Annotated in this window: 17 protein-coding genes; 10 read left to right on the top strand and 7 right to left on the bottom strand. The window is 42.7% G+C overall.

Annotated elements, in window-relative coordinates; genetic code table 11:
* The first annotated feature begins 25 nt into the window (after window positions 1-25).
* The 6 genes from SNE26_RS05570 (at window position 26) to SNE26_RS05545 (ending at window position 4,345) form a co-directional block, all read left to right on the top strand.
* On the top strand, window positions 26-802 hold the full coding sequence (locus SNE26_RS05570) for a helix-turn-helix domain-containing protein (RefSeq protein ID WP_321558376.1): 777 nt from the start codon (window positions 26-28) through the stop codon (window positions 800-802).
* A gap of 74 nt (window positions 803-876) precedes the next feature.
* Window positions 877-1,236, top strand: a complete 360-nt coding sequence (locus SNE26_RS05565) for a hypothetical protein (RefSeq protein ID WP_321558375.1) — start codon at window positions 877-879, stop codon at window positions 1,234-1,236.
* A gap of 65 nt (window positions 1,237-1,301) precedes the next feature.
* On the top strand, window positions 1,302-2,435 hold the full coding sequence (locus SNE26_RS05560) for a pyridoxal phosphate-dependent aminotransferase family protein (protein WP_321558374.1): 1,134 nt from the start codon (window positions 1,302-1,304) through the stop codon (window positions 2,433-2,435).
* Window positions 2,428-3,045, top strand: a complete 618-nt coding sequence (gene bioD, locus SNE26_RS05555) for a dethiobiotin synthase (protein ID WP_321558373.1) — start codon at window positions 2,428-2,430, stop codon at window positions 3,043-3,045. Before SNE26_RS05560 ends, bioD begins: the two co-directional genes overlap by 8 nt.
* A 49-nt stretch (window positions 3,046-3,094) precedes the next feature.
* A complete protein-coding gene (locus tag SNE26_RS05550; RefSeq protein WP_321558372.1) occupies window positions 3,095-3,985 on the top strand; it encodes a 3-hydroxybutyryl-CoA dehydrogenase in 891 nt (296 codons plus the stop codon).
* A 69-nt stretch (window positions 3,986-4,054) separates the two neighbouring features.
* Entirely contained in the window at window positions 4,055-4,345 is a 291-nt protein-coding gene (locus tag SNE26_RS05545; RefSeq protein ID WP_321558371.1) for a hypothetical protein, read from the top strand.
* Window positions 4,346-4,462: 117 nt separating this feature from the next.
* On the opposite strand, the gene argS is transcribed toward SNE26_RS05545, so the two are convergent.
* From argS to SNE26_RS05530, 3 genes are all read right to left on the bottom strand, one after another.
* On the bottom strand, window positions 4,463-6,391 hold the full coding sequence (gene argS / locus SNE26_RS05540) for an arginine--tRNA ligase (RefSeq protein WP_321558370.1): 1,929 nt from the start codon (window positions 6,389-6,391) through the stop codon (window positions 4,463-4,465).
* Between the two features lie 194 nt (window positions 6,392-6,585).
* Complete coding sequence (locus SNE26_RS05535; protein WP_321558369.1) at window positions 6,586-7,281, bottom strand: ankyrin repeat domain-containing protein; 696 nt, start codon at window positions 7,279-7,281, stop codon at window positions 6,586-6,588.
* Window positions 7,282-7,293: 12 nt separating this feature from the next.
* A complete protein-coding gene (locus SNE26_RS05530; RefSeq protein ID WP_321558368.1) occupies window positions 7,294-7,722 on the bottom strand; it encodes a DUF1801 domain-containing protein in 429 nt (142 codons plus the stop codon).
* A 141-nt stretch (window positions 7,723-7,863) separates the two neighbouring features.
* On the opposite strand from SNE26_RS05530, the gene SNE26_RS05525 reads away from it, so the two are divergent.
* Together SNE26_RS05525 and SNE26_RS05520 are read left to right on the top strand one after the other, a co-directional pair.
* On the top strand, window positions 7,864-8,274 hold the full coding sequence (locus SNE26_RS05525; RefSeq protein ID WP_321558367.1) for a nuclear transport factor 2 family protein: 411 nt from the start codon (window positions 7,864-7,866) through the stop codon (window positions 8,272-8,274).
* A gap of 313 nt (window positions 8,275-8,587) precedes the next feature.
* The gene (locus tag SNE26_RS05520) at window positions 8,588-9,253 is read left to right on the top strand and encodes a response regulator transcription factor (RefSeq protein ID WP_321558366.1); all 666 of its coding nucleotides are present in this window, start codon (window positions 8,588-8,590) and stop codon (window positions 9,251-9,253) included.
* A 25-nt stretch (window positions 9,254-9,278) separates the two neighbouring features.
* Here the strand turns inward: SNE26_RS05520 and SNE26_RS05515 are convergent, their stop codons facing one another.
* Window positions 9,279-9,683, bottom strand: a complete 405-nt coding sequence (locus SNE26_RS05515) for a hypothetical protein (RefSeq protein ID WP_321558365.1) — start codon at window positions 9,681-9,683, stop codon at window positions 9,279-9,281.
* A 259-nt stretch (window positions 9,684-9,942) separates the two neighbouring features.
* On the opposite strand from SNE26_RS05515, the gene SNE26_RS05510 reads away from it, so the two are divergent.
* Both SNE26_RS05510 and SNE26_RS05505 read left to right on the top strand, forming a co-directional pair.
* Complete coding sequence (locus SNE26_RS05510) at window positions 9,943-10,449, top strand: hypothetical protein (protein WP_321558364.1); 507 nt, start codon at window positions 9,943-9,945, stop codon at window positions 10,447-10,449.
* Window positions 10,450-10,642: 193 nt separating this feature from the next.
* Complete coding sequence (locus tag SNE26_RS05505) at window positions 10,643-12,139, top strand: NAD(P)/FAD-dependent oxidoreductase (RefSeq protein WP_321558363.1); 1,497 nt, start codon at window positions 10,643-10,645, stop codon at window positions 12,137-12,139.
* 44 nt (window positions 12,140-12,183) lie between these two features.
* Here the strand turns inward: SNE26_RS05505 and SNE26_RS05500 are convergent, their stop codons facing one another.
* The 3 genes from SNE26_RS05500 to SNE26_RS05490 form a co-directional block, all read right to left on the bottom strand.
* On the bottom strand, window positions 12,184-12,660 hold the full coding sequence (locus SNE26_RS05500; RefSeq protein ID WP_321558362.1) for a hypothetical protein: 477 nt from the start codon (window positions 12,658-12,660) through the stop codon (window positions 12,184-12,186).
* 111 nt (window positions 12,661-12,771) lie between these two features.
* Window positions 12,772-13,470, bottom strand: coding sequence for a head GIN domain-containing protein (locus tag SNE26_RS05495; RefSeq protein WP_321558361.1), 699 nt, complete (start codon window positions 13,468-13,470; stop codon window positions 12,772-12,774).
* Between the two features lie 73 nt (window positions 13,471-13,543).
* Window positions 13,544-18,784 carry a PKD-like domain-containing protein gene (locus tag SNE26_RS05490; protein WP_321558360.1) on the bottom strand — a complete coding sequence of 1,747 codons (5,241 nt, stop codon included), beginning with the start codon at window positions 18,782-18,784 and terminating at the stop codon, window positions 13,544-13,546.
* Window positions 18,785-18,999 lie beyond the last annotated feature (215 nt).

Raw genomic sequence — 18,999 nt, 5'->3', positions numbered from 1 at the left:
AATAAATTTAGCAAATCCAAATTTTATGTCAATAATTTCACAAAATATTAAGTTTCTCCGCAAAAAGAAGGGTTTAACGCAGCAGCAATTTGCGGATGAATTAGGTATAAAACGTTCATTAGTAGGCGCATATGAAGAAGACCGGGCCGACCCCAAATACGAACTACTAAAAACATTAGCAACCTATTTTGACGTTACTATTGATGACTTTATCAACGAAACCATCAATGAGAAATGGCAGCCAAAACCAAAAGGCAATCCTGCCAACCTGCGTATCCTGAGTATTTCTGTTGATAAAGAGGAAAATGAAAATATAGAAATGGTGCCTGTAAAGGCCAGCGCCGGCTATCTCAACGGTTATGCCGACCCTGAATATGTGGCGCAATTGCCCAAGTTTTATTTACCCATGTTTAAGCAGGGCACTTTCCGTGCCTTTGAGATTAAAGGTGACTCTATGCTGCCTCTACAATCAGGTACTATTATAATAGGTGAATATGTAGAGAATTGGGGCGATGTTAAAAGCGGCGAAACCTATGTGGTAATATCAAAAAATGATGGCGTGGTTTATAAACGTATTGGTAATAAATTTAAAGAGAACAAAAAATTAAAGCTCATTTCTGACAATCCGGTTTATGAGCCATATGAAATATCGGGCGAAGATGTGCTGGAATTATGGAAAGCTAAAGGGTATATCTCAACACAATTACCATCTCCTTCACCTGAACCAACCATGGAAAGCCTTACAGCAATGATGGCCCAGATGCAGCGTTCCATATCAAATTTACAGCAAGGCAACAATTAAGTTACATCAGCTTTTTTAAACCTTTACGATATATCTTTATCATACCGTTAAAACGTAAATTAAATTAAAAAGCGATGAAAAAATTATTGTTAATGTGCTGTTTCCTGATTGGAATTTCAGCAGCCAGCCACGCACAAGGCGGCATGAGGAAAAGCCCTGAAGAAAGAGCTAAGGATTTGCAAACCCAGCTTAAATTAACAGATGATCAAACTACAAAGATCACTGCAGTTTACAAAGAACAAGCTACCAAAATGGATAGCGTACGAACCGCTGCCAATGGCGACAGGGATGCAATGCGCTCTGCAATGCGTCCAATGATGGAAGCAACTAACACCAAGATCAAAGCTATTTTAACAGCCGAACAAGCTGCAGCTTATGACAAAGCAATGAAAGAAAGAATGGACCGCATGCGACAAGGCGGCGGTGGCCAGTAAACATTATCAGATAGAAAAAAGCGACCAATGGTCGCTTTTTTTATTTTTGCACAAAACAAAGCATATTGAAACCGGTCGAAGATTTTTTAAAGAACAAATTACACGGGCGGCAGCAATCGGGCACCTACCGTGAATTGAAACCCGAAAACAGCCTGGTAGACTTTTGCTCAAACGATTACCTTGGCTTTGCCCGCTCAGCAGTTTTAAAACAAAGCATAGTAAATGAGGTGGACACTCATCCGCTTAGCCTCAATGGTGCCGCCGGATCAAGATTGCTATCAGGAAACATACAATATGCCGAAGATCTGGAAAAGCAAATAGCCACTTATCATGACAGTGAAGCCGGCTTGCTTTTTAATTCGGGCTATGATGCCAATCTTGGCCTGCTTTCGTCCCTTGCCCAGCGCGGCGATACCATTATTTTAGATGAGCTGGTGCACGCTTCTATCATCGACGGAGCACGATTAAGCTACGCGAACCGCTACAGCTTTAAACATAATGACTTCGATAGTCTTGAAAGCAAACTAAAGCTGGCTAAAGGCAATTGTTATGTAGTTATTGAAAGTGTGTATTCTATGGATGGTGATACTCCTCCCCTTGTTGAAATTCTCAGCCTCACTGAAAAATATAATGCAGCCCTGATAGTTGATGAGGCACATGCTTTAGGCCTTTACGCTAAAGGACTGGTTTGCGAACTTGGTTTACAGCGAAGGATTTTTGCCCGTGTGGTAACATTTGGCAAGGCATTGGGCGGGCACGGGGCTATAGTACTTGGAAGCAATAACTTACGGAACTATTTGATCAATTTTGCACGCTCCTTTATTTATACTACTGCAGCACCTTTCCATCAGTTGGCAGCTATAAAAATGGCCTATCAGCTATTGGAAAATTCCCGCGAAGCCATTATCAGCCTGAAAAGAAATATTGAGTTGTTTAAACAGCAAGTAAACACAGGCGAAAATTTCACTTTGTTAAACAGCAATAGCCCTATTCAATGTATTGTGCTCAACAGCAATGAAATGGCCAGGGAAGCGGCTAAACAATTGCAAATGAATAATTTTGATGTGAGGTCCATCTTAAGCCCAACGGTTGCACAGGGTACCGAGCGGATCAGGATTTGCCTGCATAGTTTTAATACTGAAAATGAATTAACTTTGCTGGCTGTAACTCTTAACAAATTTATATTATTACATGCCTGATAAGCAACCGATATTTATTACCGGTATTGATACCGGAATAGGTAAAACCCTGGTTTCGGCTATTTTAACTGAAAAACTAAACGCAGACTACTGGAAGCCCATACAATCGGGTGACCTTGATAACAGCGATACCCTGAAAGTTAAAAACCTTATCTCAAATAAGGTCAGCCATTTTTTTCCTGAGGCTTACGCACTTACACAACCCTTTTCGCCTCATAAATCTGCGGCCCTTGATAAGGTAACTATTGACCTGGAAAACATTATTCTTCCTAAAACAGATAACCAGTTAATCATAGAAGGAGCCGGCGGCCTCATGGTACCGCTGAATGATAACTTTCTGATCATCGATCTCATTAAACAACTTAACGCCCGGGTGATATTGGTAAGCAAACACTATTTGGGCAGTATTAACCATACCCTGCTTTCCTTACATGCATTAAAGAAATACGGCATCCCGGTTATGGGGGTGGTTTTTAACGGTGATAAGGACATCTATTCCAAAAGCTATATCCTCGAATATTCGGAAGTAGCTGATCTTGGACAGATTCCCGAGTTTAAAACTATCAACAAAAAAACTGTTAAAGAGGCCGGTAAGTTTATTACCTTGTAATACCGGCGGCCTTATAACCTATATATTGCCATTTTCGCAAACATATACTATGAAAAACATTACCGTAATTGGTTCAGGCACTATGGGCAACGGCATTGCCCACACATTTGCCCAGCATGGCTTTGAGGTATCACTGGTTGATATCAGCGACGATGCGCTAAGCAAAGCCCTGCAAACTATCAGCAATAACCTGGACAGGCAGGTAAAAAAAGGCACTATTAACGAAGAGGCAAAAACTGAAACCCTAAGCCGCATCCGCGTTTTTACCGATTTAGCCGAAGGCGCTCAACATGCCGACCTTGTAATTGAAGCCGCCACCGAAAACCAGGAAACTAAGCTGAAACTATTTAAACAGCTTAGCGAAATTTGCAAAGATACCGTGATAGTAGCGTCCAACACCTCATCTATTTCTATCACCAAAATTGCTTCAGTTACTAAAAACCCAGGCAATGTGATTGGCATGCATTTCATGAACCCGGTGCCGGTGATGAAACTGGTTGAAGTGATCAGGGGTTATGCCACTACCGATGCTGTTACCGAAACCATCATGGAGCTTTCGCGCACGTTGGGTAAAGACCCGGTGGAGGTAAATGACTATCCCGGCTTTGTAGCCAACCGCATTTTGATGCCCATGATAAACGAGGCTATTTATACCTTGTATGAAGGCGTTGCCGGCGTGCAGGAAATTGATACAGTGATGAAACTGGGTATGGCACACCCGATGGGGCCGCTGCAATTAGCCGATTTTATTGGACTTGATGTTTGCCTTGCCATTTTGAAAGTATTACATGATGGTTTCGGCAATCCTAAATATGCCCCTTGTCCATTATTGGTAAACATGGTTACGGCAGGCCATTTAGGAGCTAAAACAGGAAGTGGATTTTATAAATACACCGCAGGCAGTAAAGATCTGGTTGTAGCTGATAAATTCTGTGCCTAAGCGCGGTTAAACTTTCGATGTTTGAAGTTGTCAATAGTTATTATACTGAACAACTAAAAACATCTTAAAATGAAAACCATTGTTAAATTAGGAATAGTGCTTGCCCTAACAGGCTCATTATTTGCATCATGCGCAGGCCAGGCCTATGTAACCGAGCAACCCGTTGAACCGGTTTACGTACGCCCGGTAGCACCCTACCCTAATGCAGTTTGGGTACCCGGAGAATGGGTATGGCACGGAAACCGTTACGTTTACCGCCAGGGCTTTTACGCAAGGCCAAGATACAATCGCGTATATGTACGAGGTCACTGGCAACCAACTAATCGTGGGTATATTTGGATGAAGGGATATTGGAGATAGCCTCGCCCCCCGACCCCCTAAAGGGGGAGTTATAAAATAGGAAAGCCTTTAGCAATTTTTTATCCGCTAAAGGCTTTTTTAATCGCTATTGTTCCCCCTTTAGGGGGTTAGGGGGCTCTACATCCTCTCCGGCACTTCAATGCCTAAAAGCTTCATCCCTTTGCTGATCACTTTTGCTGACGAGGCAGATAAATGCAATCTGAATTGCTTTGAATCCTCATCCTCGGCCTGTAATATTGATTTTTCGTGGTAAAACTTGTTATAAGTTTTGGCAAGCTCATATACATAGTTGGCAATAACAGCCGGACTATAACCTTTGGCCGCCTCTTTAACTGTTTCTGGGTATTTGTTGAGCAAAACGATCAGATCGCGCTCAACGCCTGCTAATTCAGTTACTACCGGTTTTATTGCCGGTTGATAATCAGCCCTGCTTAATACCGATTTAATCCGGGCGTGGGTATATTGAATAAACGGCCCCGTATGCCCCTGGAAATCTACTGATTCATTGGGATCAAACAGCAAACGTTTTTTTGGATCAACTTTTAACAGGAAGTATTTAAGGGCCCCCATACCAATGGTATGATATAATGCAACCTTATCTTCTTCACTAAAAGCATCAACTTTACCCATGGCTTCGGTTTGTTCTTTAGCTGTAGTCTCCATCTCAGCCATCAGGTCATCGGCATCAACTACTGTTCCCTCACGCGATTTCATTTTGCCCGAAGGCAAATCAACCATGCCATATGAAAGATGGAACAAACCGTCCGAGCCTGTTTTACCTAATTTTTGTAAGATCAGGAACAGCACTTTAAAATGATAATCCTGTTCGTTACCCACTACATAGATTGACTTATCCATGTGATAATCGTTGTACTTCAATTGTGCAGTACCCATGTCCTGGGTAATATAAACGGAAGTACCATCGCCACGAAGCACCAGTTTTTCGTCAAGCCCATCTGAGGTAAGGTCGATCCATACAGAGTTATCGGCTTTTTTAAAGAATACGCCTTTCGCAAGGCCTTCTTCAATAATATCTTTACCTAACAGATAGGTATTCGATTCGTAATAGTATTTATCAAAGTCAACACCCAGTTGCTTGTAAGTTTCAGCAAAACCGGCGTATACCCAACCATTCATGGTTCTCCACAGGTTCATTACCTCTTCATCACCGGCCTCCCATTTCTGGAGCATTTGCTGGGTTTCAACCATGATTGGAGTAGCATTTTTAGCTATCTCCTTAATTTTATCCTCTTCGCCTGCGATTTTCTCATTAAGTTCGCTGATAAGCTTTTGGTTTGCCTCCTCTGTTTGTCCACGTTTTTCCTTTACCTTGGCTATGGTAGCTAACGATTCTTCTATTTTTACTTTCTGATTTTCTTTAAAGGCCGAAAGATCATGCTTCTCGTAAACTTCGTTCAAAACCGGTTTAAGCTGCTCTCTCAGTTCTTTATCAAAAAGCACATAATATTTACCTACCAGGTGATCGCCTTTCATGCCCGAAGATTCAGGCGTTTCGCCATTACCGAATTTTTGCCAGGCCAGCATGGATTTACAAATATGGATGCCACGATCATTAACCAGGTTGGTTTTGACCACGTCATAGCCATCGGCCGCCAAAATTTCGGCAACCGAATAGCCTAAAAGGTTATTACGGATATGGCCAAGGTGCAACGGTTTATTGGTATTGGGCGATGAATACTCCACCATTACCTTTTGCCCGTTAGGTTTTGCTACCGCGAAGTCATCGGCAGTAATCTGGTTATATAAACGACCGATCCAGTATTCGTCGGTTATGGAAAGGTTCAAAAAACCTTTGATCACGTTAAAGGAAGCAACTTCCTTCAATTCACTTTTAAGGTACTCCCCTATTTCGGCACCTGTTTGTTCAGGTCCTTTGCGCGAAAATTTGGTGAACGGAAAGGTTACTATAGTTACTTGTCCTTCAAACTCCTTACGGGTTTCCTGTATGCTAACGGCAGCCGGTTCAATGTCAGTTTGGTATAATTGTTTAACTGCTTTTACGGCTGCTTCTATGATAAAATCCATTCGGCAAAATTAAATAAAATGGGCAGATTGTGAATACTAAAATGGCGATGTTTACACGTAGATTAGGAGGCACCTACGAAGTCGACAGCAATTTATAATGGGCGCTATAAATAAGTTACTACTGCAGGGTACTGCGCTGCAAATATTGTTATGGGCTATCTGTTTAAAAGCATGCCTATAATCATTTCTTACCTTCAAGCGGTAAACAACTTCAAAACCCCGGCCTGATTATTTTGTTCTGCCAATTTCTTAGCTGATATCCCTTGTTTATTGTCTATATTAAAGTCGGCGCCATATTTCAGCAACAATCTTATCTGATCCAGCTTATACTTTCGTTTCACTGCATAAAAAAGTGCAGTATTCCCGTCTTTATCGACAAAGTTTACATCGGCACCATTGCTTAAAAACCATTCGGCCACTTCAAAGCGTTTCCAGTTGAATGCGGCCATGAACGGGCTGTCATTTCCCGCACCTGGGTCTGTTTGTGCTCCATAGCTTTTAAACAGACCGGCGGCTTCTACATCATTATACCAGGTTATGGCATACATGCAATGCTCCGGATTGGCGCCATTAGCCAGCAAATATTCATATAACAGCTTATTTCTTCCGCGGGTATAAGCATACCAAAGTGGGGTGGCCGGAAAAAAGCCGCATTCCTCTTTTATCCGGTGGATTGAATTGATATCCATCCCTTTTGCCAGCAATAATTTAAGCATGGTCAAACTTTCTTCGGCTTTTTCAGGGCGTTTGGCGATTTCAATGCCGCACAGGTAATGAAGTGCGTTTTTACCGCTGTCTTCGGCCCAGGTAAGCCATCTGTGATCTTTTTCAATCAAAGCATTAACAGCTTCAGGACTGAGATCTTTTATGTATTGAATAAATTTGATCATGGCTTTCTCCTTTTATTTATCCAGCAAAGTCAACCAGGTTTTTACAACGTTTCGCAAAGCTTCTTCTTTTGCCTTAACTTCTTCCATATTGTGAAAAAAAGCCAACCGGCGGCCGTCTGCATAATCGCCGGAAAGCAAACCTGATGTATCGTTAATCTTTGCTCCAGTAGGGAATACCAGCCTGATACAATCTTTTTGGTATACGTTTGAAACAATAATATATCTCTTATACTCTTTAGGATCAAAGGGCTTCATTTCTCCGATATATAAAAAGCTCGGTGCATTCCACTTGATGTGCTCGCCAATTTCATCGTCAATAGCCAGGATAATTTTTCTCAGCGCTCCTAATACCTCCTTTAATGGATGATCAAGCTTTCGCATATAACTGTCTACCCCTGCCGAGTCGGCAAGGGCAACTGATTTTGTACTTTTGGCTTTCATGATTAACAGGCAATAAATTGGTTAATATGGCCTATCTAAATTTAAAAAAAGAAAACATAATACCAAGGGAACGTTGAATAGTACCATTAAATGAACCTGCATCGTCTTAACTTTGATATATCAAATTAGATTATTACCATCATGGAACAAAAGCTGCCACTCCCCCCATTTAATTTTGAAACGGCCACCCAAAAAGTGCAATTAGCCGAAGACGCCTGGAACAGCCAGGACCCGGCAAGGGTTTCTTTAGCTTATACCATCAATACCGAATGGCGTAACCGCTCGGAATTTGTGAACGGGCGCGAGCAGGTAGTTGAATTTTTAACCCGTAAATGGCAAAAAGAACTCGATTATAAATTAAAAAAAGAGCTGTGGGCCTTTACAGATAACCGTATTGCCGTACGCTTCGAATATGAATATCATAATGCCGAAGGCCAATGGTTTCGTGCTTATGGTAACGAGAACTGGGAGTTTGACGAAAACGGACTGATGCAAAAGCGCTATGCCAGCATCAATGACCTGCCCATCAAAGAAGAAGACAGGCGGCTGTAAAACGAAATAACCCATTATGAAAGCGAATGGCTTTTATAATGGGCTAAACATCAATATTAAATAATTAAGTAAAAAGGTTTAGGGCTTCCCTAAATTCAGGTTAATATGGTTTGAACTGTAATTTTATCAGGGGTAAAAATTAAAACAGGATATATTTCTTCAACAACCCGAATCTCGCTTAACAATTAAAAATTTAAAAGGGTGGTTTCACCCTATTTTGTTTTAAACCGCATGGTAAAATGAAATATAAGTTCATTATTTTTTTTACTTTGGCAATATGATTAACATCAGTTAACATATACACCTAATATTAATGCACACTTCAACATTTGCCGGGCCTGTACAAATTGCTATAATTGATAATCATACCTTATTCAGACAAGGAATGATCAGTTTGCTGGGCGATTTTAAAGAGATTAACATCCTTTTCGACGCCGAAAATGGAGAGGATATGATCAGCAAGCTCAAAAAATCTCCCTTACCTGATATTGTACTGATGGATATAACCATGCCGGTAATGGATGGGTACAAAGCTACGGCCTGGCTACGGGAAAATCATCCAACGGTAAAAGTGCTGGCATTGAGTATGTCTGACGAAGACAAACCGATTATAAACATGCTTAAGAATGGAGCTGTTGGCTATATGCTTAAGGAATCGAAGATAAGAGACGTAGTTTATGCGATGCAAACTATCCAAAAGCACGGCTATTATCTAAATGAACTGGTAAGCGGCAAATTGCTTTATACCATGCAAAATAAAAATACCCCCGTCGATAAATCCAAAGAGCTTACCTCCAATGAACTTACATTTCTGAAACTAAGCTGCTCTGAGCTTACCTACAGGCAAATTGCCGACGAAATGAACCTGAGCCCGCATACTATTGATAATTATCGCGAATCGCTGTTTCAAAAGTTTGGGCTTAAATCAAGAACGGGCATGGTACTTTTTGCCATCAAAAACCAAATCATAACAGTTTAAGGAATTTTGCTGATACAATCCATTGTTAAAAAAACAGCTTAAACACAAAAGGGACCACTATGATACCCAAACTTATTAAAACGTAATTACGATAAAGTTTACTGTTGCGGCTGGGATAAAGGTTCATTAACTTATTATAACGATTGTTGTAAAATATAAGCAGGTAATTCAATAGCACAAAGGGAATAAAAAAAACAAGCAAACCGGCTATGAAGCCGTTTATGGCTTTATCCCTGGTTAGATCAATTGTAAAAAGGATAGGAATATCAGTAAAAAAACGAAGAATAAACAATAACGTCAGCAGGTTAACACCCTGAATCAAGGACATGGGGATAATTGTAAATGCCTTCCAATGCTTACCATCCTCTCCCTTCTTTGCCCTTTCCTGCGTAATGGCATCAACCCAGATCTTATAATAAATGCTCAACATTTGTTTCAGATTTAGCATGCAACTATTCTGATTAACCTTAACGCTGATTATAAGTTTGTTTTATTATCAAGTAACTGACAATTGCTGTATTCCGTTAGTAATGGCAATTCGTTACGACATTTCGTCATCCAAGAGTCAAGACAAAACACAAACCACTCATTATCAATAATATAAAAAACAGGCATACGTATTGGTTAAGCCCCGTTATTCGAAAGCAAATCACTTTAAAAAATATCGTTAACCTTTAAAAATCACTGTTATGCCAAATCATTTATCAACATTAGGAGTTATTCATACGGCGATAAGCCTTGTGGGAGTTGCCATTGGTTTTATCGCCTTGTTTCAGGACGGGAAAATTGCCCCCAAAACAAAAAACGGCCGGCTTTATGGTATTTTCACCGTGCTGGCCTGTTTATCATCATTCCTGGTTATGAAAACCGGGCACCTGAGCAGTGCCCATAATCTTTCGTTTCTTATTTTAATATTACTGCCTGTTGTTTACTATGCTCCCTCCCTGCGCATTTTTGGCAGCAAGGCAAATTATGTACAAACCTTGGGCATGACAGCTACCTTATTTTTTTCATTAGTACCTGCCGTAGTTGAAACACTCACCAGGCTTCCGGTTGAACAACCATTGGCCGAAGGGCCTGACTCTCCTGTAGTAAAAATGGGGCTTTTGATCATGCTGATATTATTTATTGTAATTATAATATACCAGGCAATTAAACTAAAGAGCCAGCGCAAAGGGTTTACCCCGGCAATGTAAATTGATATCTGCCGGTATGTATTATATTAACTGTTCGGGCCTGCCTGTTTTATATGGGTGGGCTTTTTTGTTTTCGCTACAATGCTTCTACACCTGGTTAAACTGGCATTCAAAATTTATTTAAGGCTTACAGGTACAGTGAAATAATATTACATTTATTGAAAGCTATTCCGCATCAAATCCTTCCTCAGCAATGAAAGATATTAAAAGACGATCATTCATTAAACACACGTTACTGGCAGGCGCCGGTACTGTTCTCGCCCCTAAATTATTAAGCGCTCAACAAGCTGGGTCTCCCCAAATTATAACTGCTGATAATACCCAACCATCCTCCGGCAAAAAGGTAATCGTTGCCGGAGCGGGCATTACAGGGCTTTGCTGCGCATATGAATTAATGAAAGCAGGCCATGATGTAACAGTGCTTGAGGCCGATGGCCGGTATGGCGGTCATGTTTTTACGGGCAGAGATGGTTTATCGGATGGTTTATATGCCGATTACGGGGCCGATCATATTACCAAACCCGGTTACGAAAAGTTTTTTGAATATGCAGATGAATTTAAGCTGACCTCCCTACCTTATCCTCATGCCGAAGGATCAGACGCGGCACCTAACCGCAATGGATTGCGCATGATTGGCGGTAAATTTTATACTGACGAAATGATGAAAGACCCTGCAGTACTAACTAAAATGGGCTTTAATGAGCGGGAAATTAAATTCCTTACCGAAAATCCGTTTTATGCCCTAAGCTCCTTCTACCTAAAAAAATACAGCGGCAAATTCACTGATCCATACCAGCCTTTTGGTGTTGGATATGATGAGTTTGATAAGATTCCCGTTAGCGAATTGTATAAAAAAGAAGGCGCATCTACAGCGGCTCTTGCCTACCTGGGCGGGCAGCGTACTTCGGCACTTTATCACCTCTGGAGGGCATATGTTATGGAATCGCGCGGTATTCCGCTTTCTGAGGGGGATACTTATCATTTAAAAGGCGGCAACGAACAGTTGCCTATTGCCTTTGCCAAACGCCTGGGAAAAAGAATAAAGCTAAACCACCGGATCACGGGCATTAGCCATGCAGCTACCGGTGTAACGGTAAAATACAAACCTTATGGTAAAGCAGAACAGGGAATGAGTGCCGACTTCCTGGTAAACTGTATTACACTGCCAATCTTTAAAACCATCCTCCTGTCGCCGCCCCTATCGCCCGAAAAACAATATGTAGTTAACCGCACAACCTATTCGTCGCACCCGTTTTACGTATTTGAAGCAAGCAGTCGATTTTGGCTCGACGATGGCTTTAAAAGCATCAACATGGACTTTGAGCATCCATTTATATCATCAATATGGGAAGAAACAAACGAAGTGGGCAGTGACAGAGTGATCCTGAAAGCTTATGGCCCTGGCGGGCTTACTCCGCAGCAGGTGCTTGATGCTTTCAGACAGGTTTACCCCGGCAAACATGACACTATTGAGCAAGCCTTAACCAAAGACTGGACACGCGATGCATTTGCCCCGGCTTGCGAAATGGAACCATTTCCTATAGGCCAGATGCATCGTTTTTGGCCGCAGATCATGAAACCCGAAGGGCGGATTTATTTCGCCGGCACTTATGCCGATAATTTAAGCCGGGGTATGGAGTCATGTATCCGCTCGGCGCAACGGGTAGCAGGCGAAATTGATAAAGCATAAAACAGAAAAGCACTCCGGTTAAAAGTGCTTAACAACAAACTAAATCAAATAACTTTATCAGGTAACAGCATCATAAAAGTGTTATTCACAGTAGCTCCGGTGGCATCCGCAAAACTCAAGGTCAATTTATGATCATCAACAGTGAAGGTTGAATTCACATAAAACTTAGCGTCAGAAGGCTCAGTGCTTATGACATCACTATCCTTACTTACTGTTTTTTTAGCAATAACAACTACCAGGTTATTTTCTTTTGTGTGAAATTTCCCGGTATACATAACAGCAGTCGACTTGCCATTTTTATACTCTACATCAGTTAGTAAAAAAGAGCTGTCCGATGCAAAAATCAAATAACGCCCTTTTTCGGTATCTTTAATTGAAGTATACCATTGGCCAAAAAGGGATGTGTTTTTCGCGGTGACGGGTTGCTGAGATTTGTCCTTTTTGCAGGCGCTCAGAAAAAACAAGGCTGCAATTAAGAGACATGCGGCCAATTTTCCCAATATCAATACAGGCTTAATCATAAAGTGAAGGTTTTAATTACCCTTACGATACATACCTTTAATTCGCTACACTAATAACAAAAAAAAGACCGCTCTGAAGCAGTCTCTTTGAGATTTTAGCGTAACAGTTTTTTAATCAATCTTGCTTACCCTGCCCGAACCTGCGTAGCGGGTTTCGCCTGTTGTAGCAGTGCCTGAATATACAACACTTCCCGATCCTGAAATACGGGCTGAAACTGTTTTACTGGCAATCAGGTTAATATTCCCTGAACCTGCAATTGAAGCTTCAACCGTTTCAGTCCTTAATGATTTACCGTTGATCTCCCCCGAGCCTGAAATACGGCAATCGGCCATACCGGTACTGCCCTTCACATCAATTGAGCCCGATCCGCTGATCTTGAGGTCCAAAGTACCTGATTTAACAGCAGTTTTAATATTCCCCGAACCACTTAACGCAATTTTGGTATTTTCGGCAGTCATTGTACCGTCAACAGTTGCATTTCCTGAACCGCTGTTAGCAAGATATCCAAGGCTTTTGGCAGTGATGTAGATGTTGGCACGCTGCATATTGCGATGATTTTTCCAGTGATCTTTAAATTCAACTTTTAATATGCCGTTTTCCACTTCGGTTTTAATATCATCAACTACATTGGCGTCAACATCAAGCTTTAGGCTTTCGGTACCATCAATTTTAATAAATACGTTAAACGGGCCACCACAGGCAATACCATTATAGCCGGATACATTGCGGGTTACAGTTTGCGCGGAAGCATTAAAGGCTATCGAAACCGTTAGGAACGAAGCCATAAGTGAGAAGATTAGTTTTTTCATGATCGCGTGTTTAGGTATATGACGCTTTTCCTAAAAAAACGTTGCAACTTTTCTGATTTTTCTTCCGGCCGGTTTATCTCAGGATAGTTACCGAACCCGACAATGGCGGCTTGCCCATCTTAAGATCGACAATATAAAAATAGGTACCTGCCGGTAACTGCCGCCCGTTAAAATTACCATCCCAGGGCATACCATAACCCATCGAATGATATAGCCGTTCACCATATCTATTGAATACATCTACCGTTGAGTTTTCATAAGCTACTAAGCCTTTAACCTCCCAATAATCATTAAATCCATCGCCGTTGGGTGTAAACGTGTTTGGCACAGTAATATCAGGCGATACTTTAATAATCGTTTGGCTTTGGTTAACACAACCCCGGACGTCTGTAACATAAAGTGTGTAGGCAATATCTGCATCGCCCGTAACCACCGGCTCTTTAATTTTGTTATTACTTAAGCCTGCATCGGGCAACCATAAATACTGAACCTTGTCATCGCTTATAGTTGGTGTTAAGGTAATTGTATGGTTTTTCAACACATATCTTATCCCGCCCGCATTAACGGTTGGCGGCGGTATAAACTTAATCAGCATATCATCGCTGGCTGTATAACATTGCCCCGGCGCGTTTGCAGTAAGCGTAAGCCTTACCGAGCGATTTTTCACATCCTCTTCAGAAGGGATATATACCGCTCCCTGGGCATTTTCTGCGTAGAGCAGTGTACCCGTACCGGAGCTTGTCCACTGGCCGCCGCCCGGTATCAGAATATTTCCATCCAGCTTAATGGGGTCACGCTTTGCGCAAACTTCCAGATCGGTGCCGGCGTTGGTTCCAGATGTTTTACCAAAAGTTATAGTCACTTCGGAAGTGGCAATGCTACAATTGTCCTTACTGGTAGATGACAATACCAACGTCACCGACCCGGCGGCCTTTTCCTCAGCAGTTGGCTCATATCTTGCATTTAGCTCATTATTAGATGGTAAAAACTGACCAGGGTTAGCACCTTTCTTTGACCATACACCAGTCTTTGTGCCTCCGCCTATCTTGCCGGCCAGCTGAACATACTGATCGGTAACACAAGCCAGTATACTTTCACCCGCGTCAGAAGTTGGCAGTTTGTTTACCGCAACTTCTTTAGTAGCTACCGGACTGCTGCAGCCATTAACCGTAACGTACAGGGAATAAGTCCCGGCCATATCCTCGGTAACATTTTTAATTTCGGGATTTTGTAACGATGATTTAAAACCATTAGGACCTGTCCATGTATAAACAGCATTCGGCGTAGCCGGCACATTCAGTTTAATAATGTTGTTTACGCACACGGGTGAGTTTGTTCTCATATCTGGCAGCGGTATTTCGGGTTTAACTTTTACCACATAAGCAAAAGGCGCCCCATCGCACCCAAAAGCGGTTGGTGTAATAATATAGGTTACATTTACTGTTGATGCTCCTTTGTTAATCAACGCCTCGTCAATCTTATTGCCTGTTTTATTCACCACTGCGGCATTACTAATTCCGGCCACAGCAGCCCTGCTCCACGTAAATGTTGCCGAGGGGACATTTGAAGTTATGGCATAACCAAGCGGCTCACCGCTGCAGACTGCATCTGATGCTTTACTGGTAACATTAACTGATGGATTTACGGTAACTACCCATTTGAAAGGTACCGCCGAACAGTTGCTGGTTTTATAATTATATACGTAGGTAACATCAACAGGTGCATTAGTAGTATTAAATAATACTTCGCGGATAATGCTGGCCATTTGTCCTGATACAGACTGATTGCTGACACCCGGAACCGCGCTCCTTGACCAACTGAAACCAGTGCCCGGAACATTGAAAGTGACGGCATAATTACCCGTTGCCTTGTTACATAACGTAGCGGCTGGCACACTTGTAACCTGCGGCGACGGATAAACCGTAACCACATAACTGAATGGAATACCTGAACAACCTTTAGCAGATACGGGTGTTATTAAATAGGCAACATCAACAGGATCGCTTCTGGTGCTAACCAACGTTTCGGTTATTTGGGCAGATGTTTGAGCTGAAACGGCGGCTTTGGTAATCCCCTGCACGGCCGCGCGTGACCATAAAAAGGTAGTACCAGGCAAATCGGCTGTTATTGAATAATTTTGGGCTACACTGCTGCATATATTATCGGCAGAACCACTGGTGATAACCGGCAGAGGGTTAACCATTATATCAACCTTAGTGCGCGTACTTACACACCCATCAACAACAGCCTGCACATAATAGCTGGTATTGGCTATCAAACCCGGCGTTACATAGGTATCATTAATTGAAAGCAAAGTGCCATCGACCGGAGCATCATACCATTGATATGTACCCTTTGAACCGCTGGCAGTTAATGTAGTATGGCTGCCTTCGCAGGCTGGCGCACTTTTAACTACAGGAGCAGGTGGCGGCTCACTAACAGATACCGTAACCGCAGTCATGCTGCTTGTAATACCATTGGCTGTTGTATTTACATAATATGTTGTTGTTTGAGTGAGCGGCGGGGTAATAAAATTAGGCCCGGTTGATAAAAGCGTACCGTTATCGGCCGCGCTATACCAGCGGTATATGCCGCCGGGGCCTGTAGCCGATACAGTAGCTATACTACCCATGCATGTAGCGGTGCCGGAAACTATTGGCGCCTGCAAAGCTGAACCAATATTGATAACAACCCTGTCACTCCCGGGTCCGCAATTGCCTGGCGGGTCATTTGAGGTTAAAGAAAGTATTACCTGTTTTTCGCCGGCAGCCGGGGTATATGTAGTATTCGGATCTGCAGCCTCAGCAAACTTGCCTAACCCGCCCGACCATTTCCCGCCGTTAACACCTCCTATGCTGCCTGCCAACTGAGCGGCTTCGCCAGTTTGTATAGTCTGATTAGGGCCTGCGTCTACCTTTGCACCGGGCACTATTGTTACCTCCGAGCCGACTGCACTGCCCACAGTTCCATCGGGGTTATAAATGGTATTGGTAACTTCATATGTTCCCGGGGTTGTTTTACTCAAATTAATTTCGCCGGTTGCCGTACTCACAAAAGTTAAACCAGAAGGCGATGCCGAAAAAGTACCCGCACTTGCACTTGCCGAAAACGTTGGCTTAGGGTTGGTTCCATACTGGCAAAACGGCCCTCCGTAGGAAAACTTTGAATTGAATATGGAAGCAATTTCAACCCCGGCGCTATAGGTTGGCGAACATGGCCCATTCCCTGTTAAGGTAATGATATATTTACCCGGTGTACTTGCCTTAACATTTATCTCACCTGTATGAACATCAACAAATACCAAACCTGCCGGCGATGCACTGAAAGTACCGCCCGCTGGATTATTGATTACAGGTTTGGGGTTAGGGTTTTGAGGACTATAAGTACCCGACGTATAAACAAATTGCGCCTCTTCAGCAGTATTGATTGAAACCGTTACCGGCACGCGATTGCTTACGCAATCACCAACCCTGCTTTGTATATAATAAGTTGTTTTTTCGGACATAACCGGTGTGTTAAATGTGTTCCCGGTATACAAAGGGCTTCCGGAATCAGAAGTAGCAAACCAAAGGATTTCCCCATTGCCCTTAGCTGTAATCTTAGCTGATGAACCGGAGCATACCGATACATTTTGGGCAGTTGGAGGCGATGGCTGCGGATTTACCTTAACAGTAACTGCAGTACGCGCACTAACACACCCATTTGATGTACTCTCAACATAATAAGTTGCTGCTGCAGTTAAACCGGGGGTAACATATGTTGGGCCCGACGATAAAATTGTACCTCCTGCGACACTATCATACCAGGTAAAACCCGTACCGGTTCCCGTCGCAGTAAGCACAGCCGATCCGTTGTAACAAACAAAGGTAGCAGGCACCCGGGGAGCCGTTACCGGGGGGATAACCGTAACCTGTACGGCTGTCCTGGCACTGGTACATCCGTCAAGAGTAGTTTGCACATAATAAGTTGTATTTGCCGTTAATGCCGGAGTTATATAGCTTGCCTGGGATGATAAAAGGTTGCCACCTGTTGGTGCATCAAACCACTGATAAGTGCCTTTGATTGCAGATATTGCTGTTAATGAAGCAACTGAACCTGAACAGATCATAGCTCCCCCCGCTACAGGGGCTGCTATAAACGGCTTAACAATTACCTTTACCGGTGCACGGTCACTTTTACAGCCGGCCGGTGTAATATTTTCAATATAATATATAGTTGTTTTAGTTAACGCGGGCGTAGTAAATTTTAAGCCCGACATTAATAATCTTCCGCCTGTTGGGGCATCATACCAGGCATATGTACCAGCATGATTTTCAGCAGCCGTCAATGCAGCTGCTGAATTATAACAAATGGCAGTGGTTTGAGCTGCCGGCGCCGCAGGCATCGGGTTAACAGACACAGTAACCGGTACACGCGGGCTAACGCAATCATTAAGTACTGTTTGCACATAATAAGTTTTGTTGCTAATTAATACCGGTGTTGTATAATCGGGACTTGAAATAAGCGGGGTACCTCCTGCCGGCACATCAAACCATTGAAAAAAACCAGCAGACGCATCAGCATGTAAAGTTACCACTGAGCCCGAGCAGGTACTAACATTTGAAGCTACCGGGGTAGCTGGCGGGGCATTAACTTTAGCAACAACAGCTGTGGGCATGCTGATACAGCTATTAATTACCGCAACAACATAATAAGTGGTAGTTTTAGATAATGGCGGAGTAACAAACGATGGCCCGGTCCCCAAAACAGTCCCTCCGGCCGACGATGCATACCAGCTATAACTTTGCCCGCCGCTTGCAAATAACGTGGCAACCCCGCCCGCACACACAGCTGCGCCTGTAACATCAGGCTTGCCGGTTATATATACCGCAACTGCCGTTCGGGGACTTGTACAGCCGGCAACTGTGGTTTGTACATAATAAGTAGTTGACGATGTTACCGGCGGAGTAGTAAAAGTATTTGAGCTTGCCAAAAAATTGCCACCAGCATCAAACCATTGATAAGCACCGCCCGGTCCTGTGGCGGTAAGCGTTGCCGAGCTATTTTGACAAACTACTACGCTTTTAGCTGTTGGAGCGGCCGGTGTAATAGCATCAGCAATAGTTATACTTTTTGTAACACCCTTACATCCGGCAGTTTTATCAGTAACAGTTACCTTATAAGTACCTGATTTATTTACGCTGATAGCAGGGCTTGTTTCGCCGGTACTCCATAAATAAATATAAGGAGCAGTACCAACGGTAGCGGTGGCTGTTAATACCACCGAACTGCCCGAGCAGATAGTTGTTGATGACGCTGCGATATTAACACTCAAAGTGCAGTTTTGCGCTTTTGCTTTGAATGATAATAACAGAAATAATAATACAAATAAACGGTTATTCATGAACCTTCCACAAAGCCTTACAAATCAAATCCACAAAATGATGAGGTTGTTAAAGCTTCTATTTGCAAAACCATTTATATCCAGGGTAATAAAATAGTTTTGCTACCGCCGTAACAAAAATCAGGTTAGGTTTTATACGGCGTAAT

This window comes from Mucilaginibacter sp. cycad4, from assembly GCF_034263275.1.
GTDB lineage: Bacteria > Bacteroidota > Bacteroidia > Sphingobacteriales > Sphingobacteriaceae > Mucilaginibacter.
Note: the sequence above shows the minus strand (reverse complement) of the source record. Positions and strands in the feature narration are given on the sequence as shown.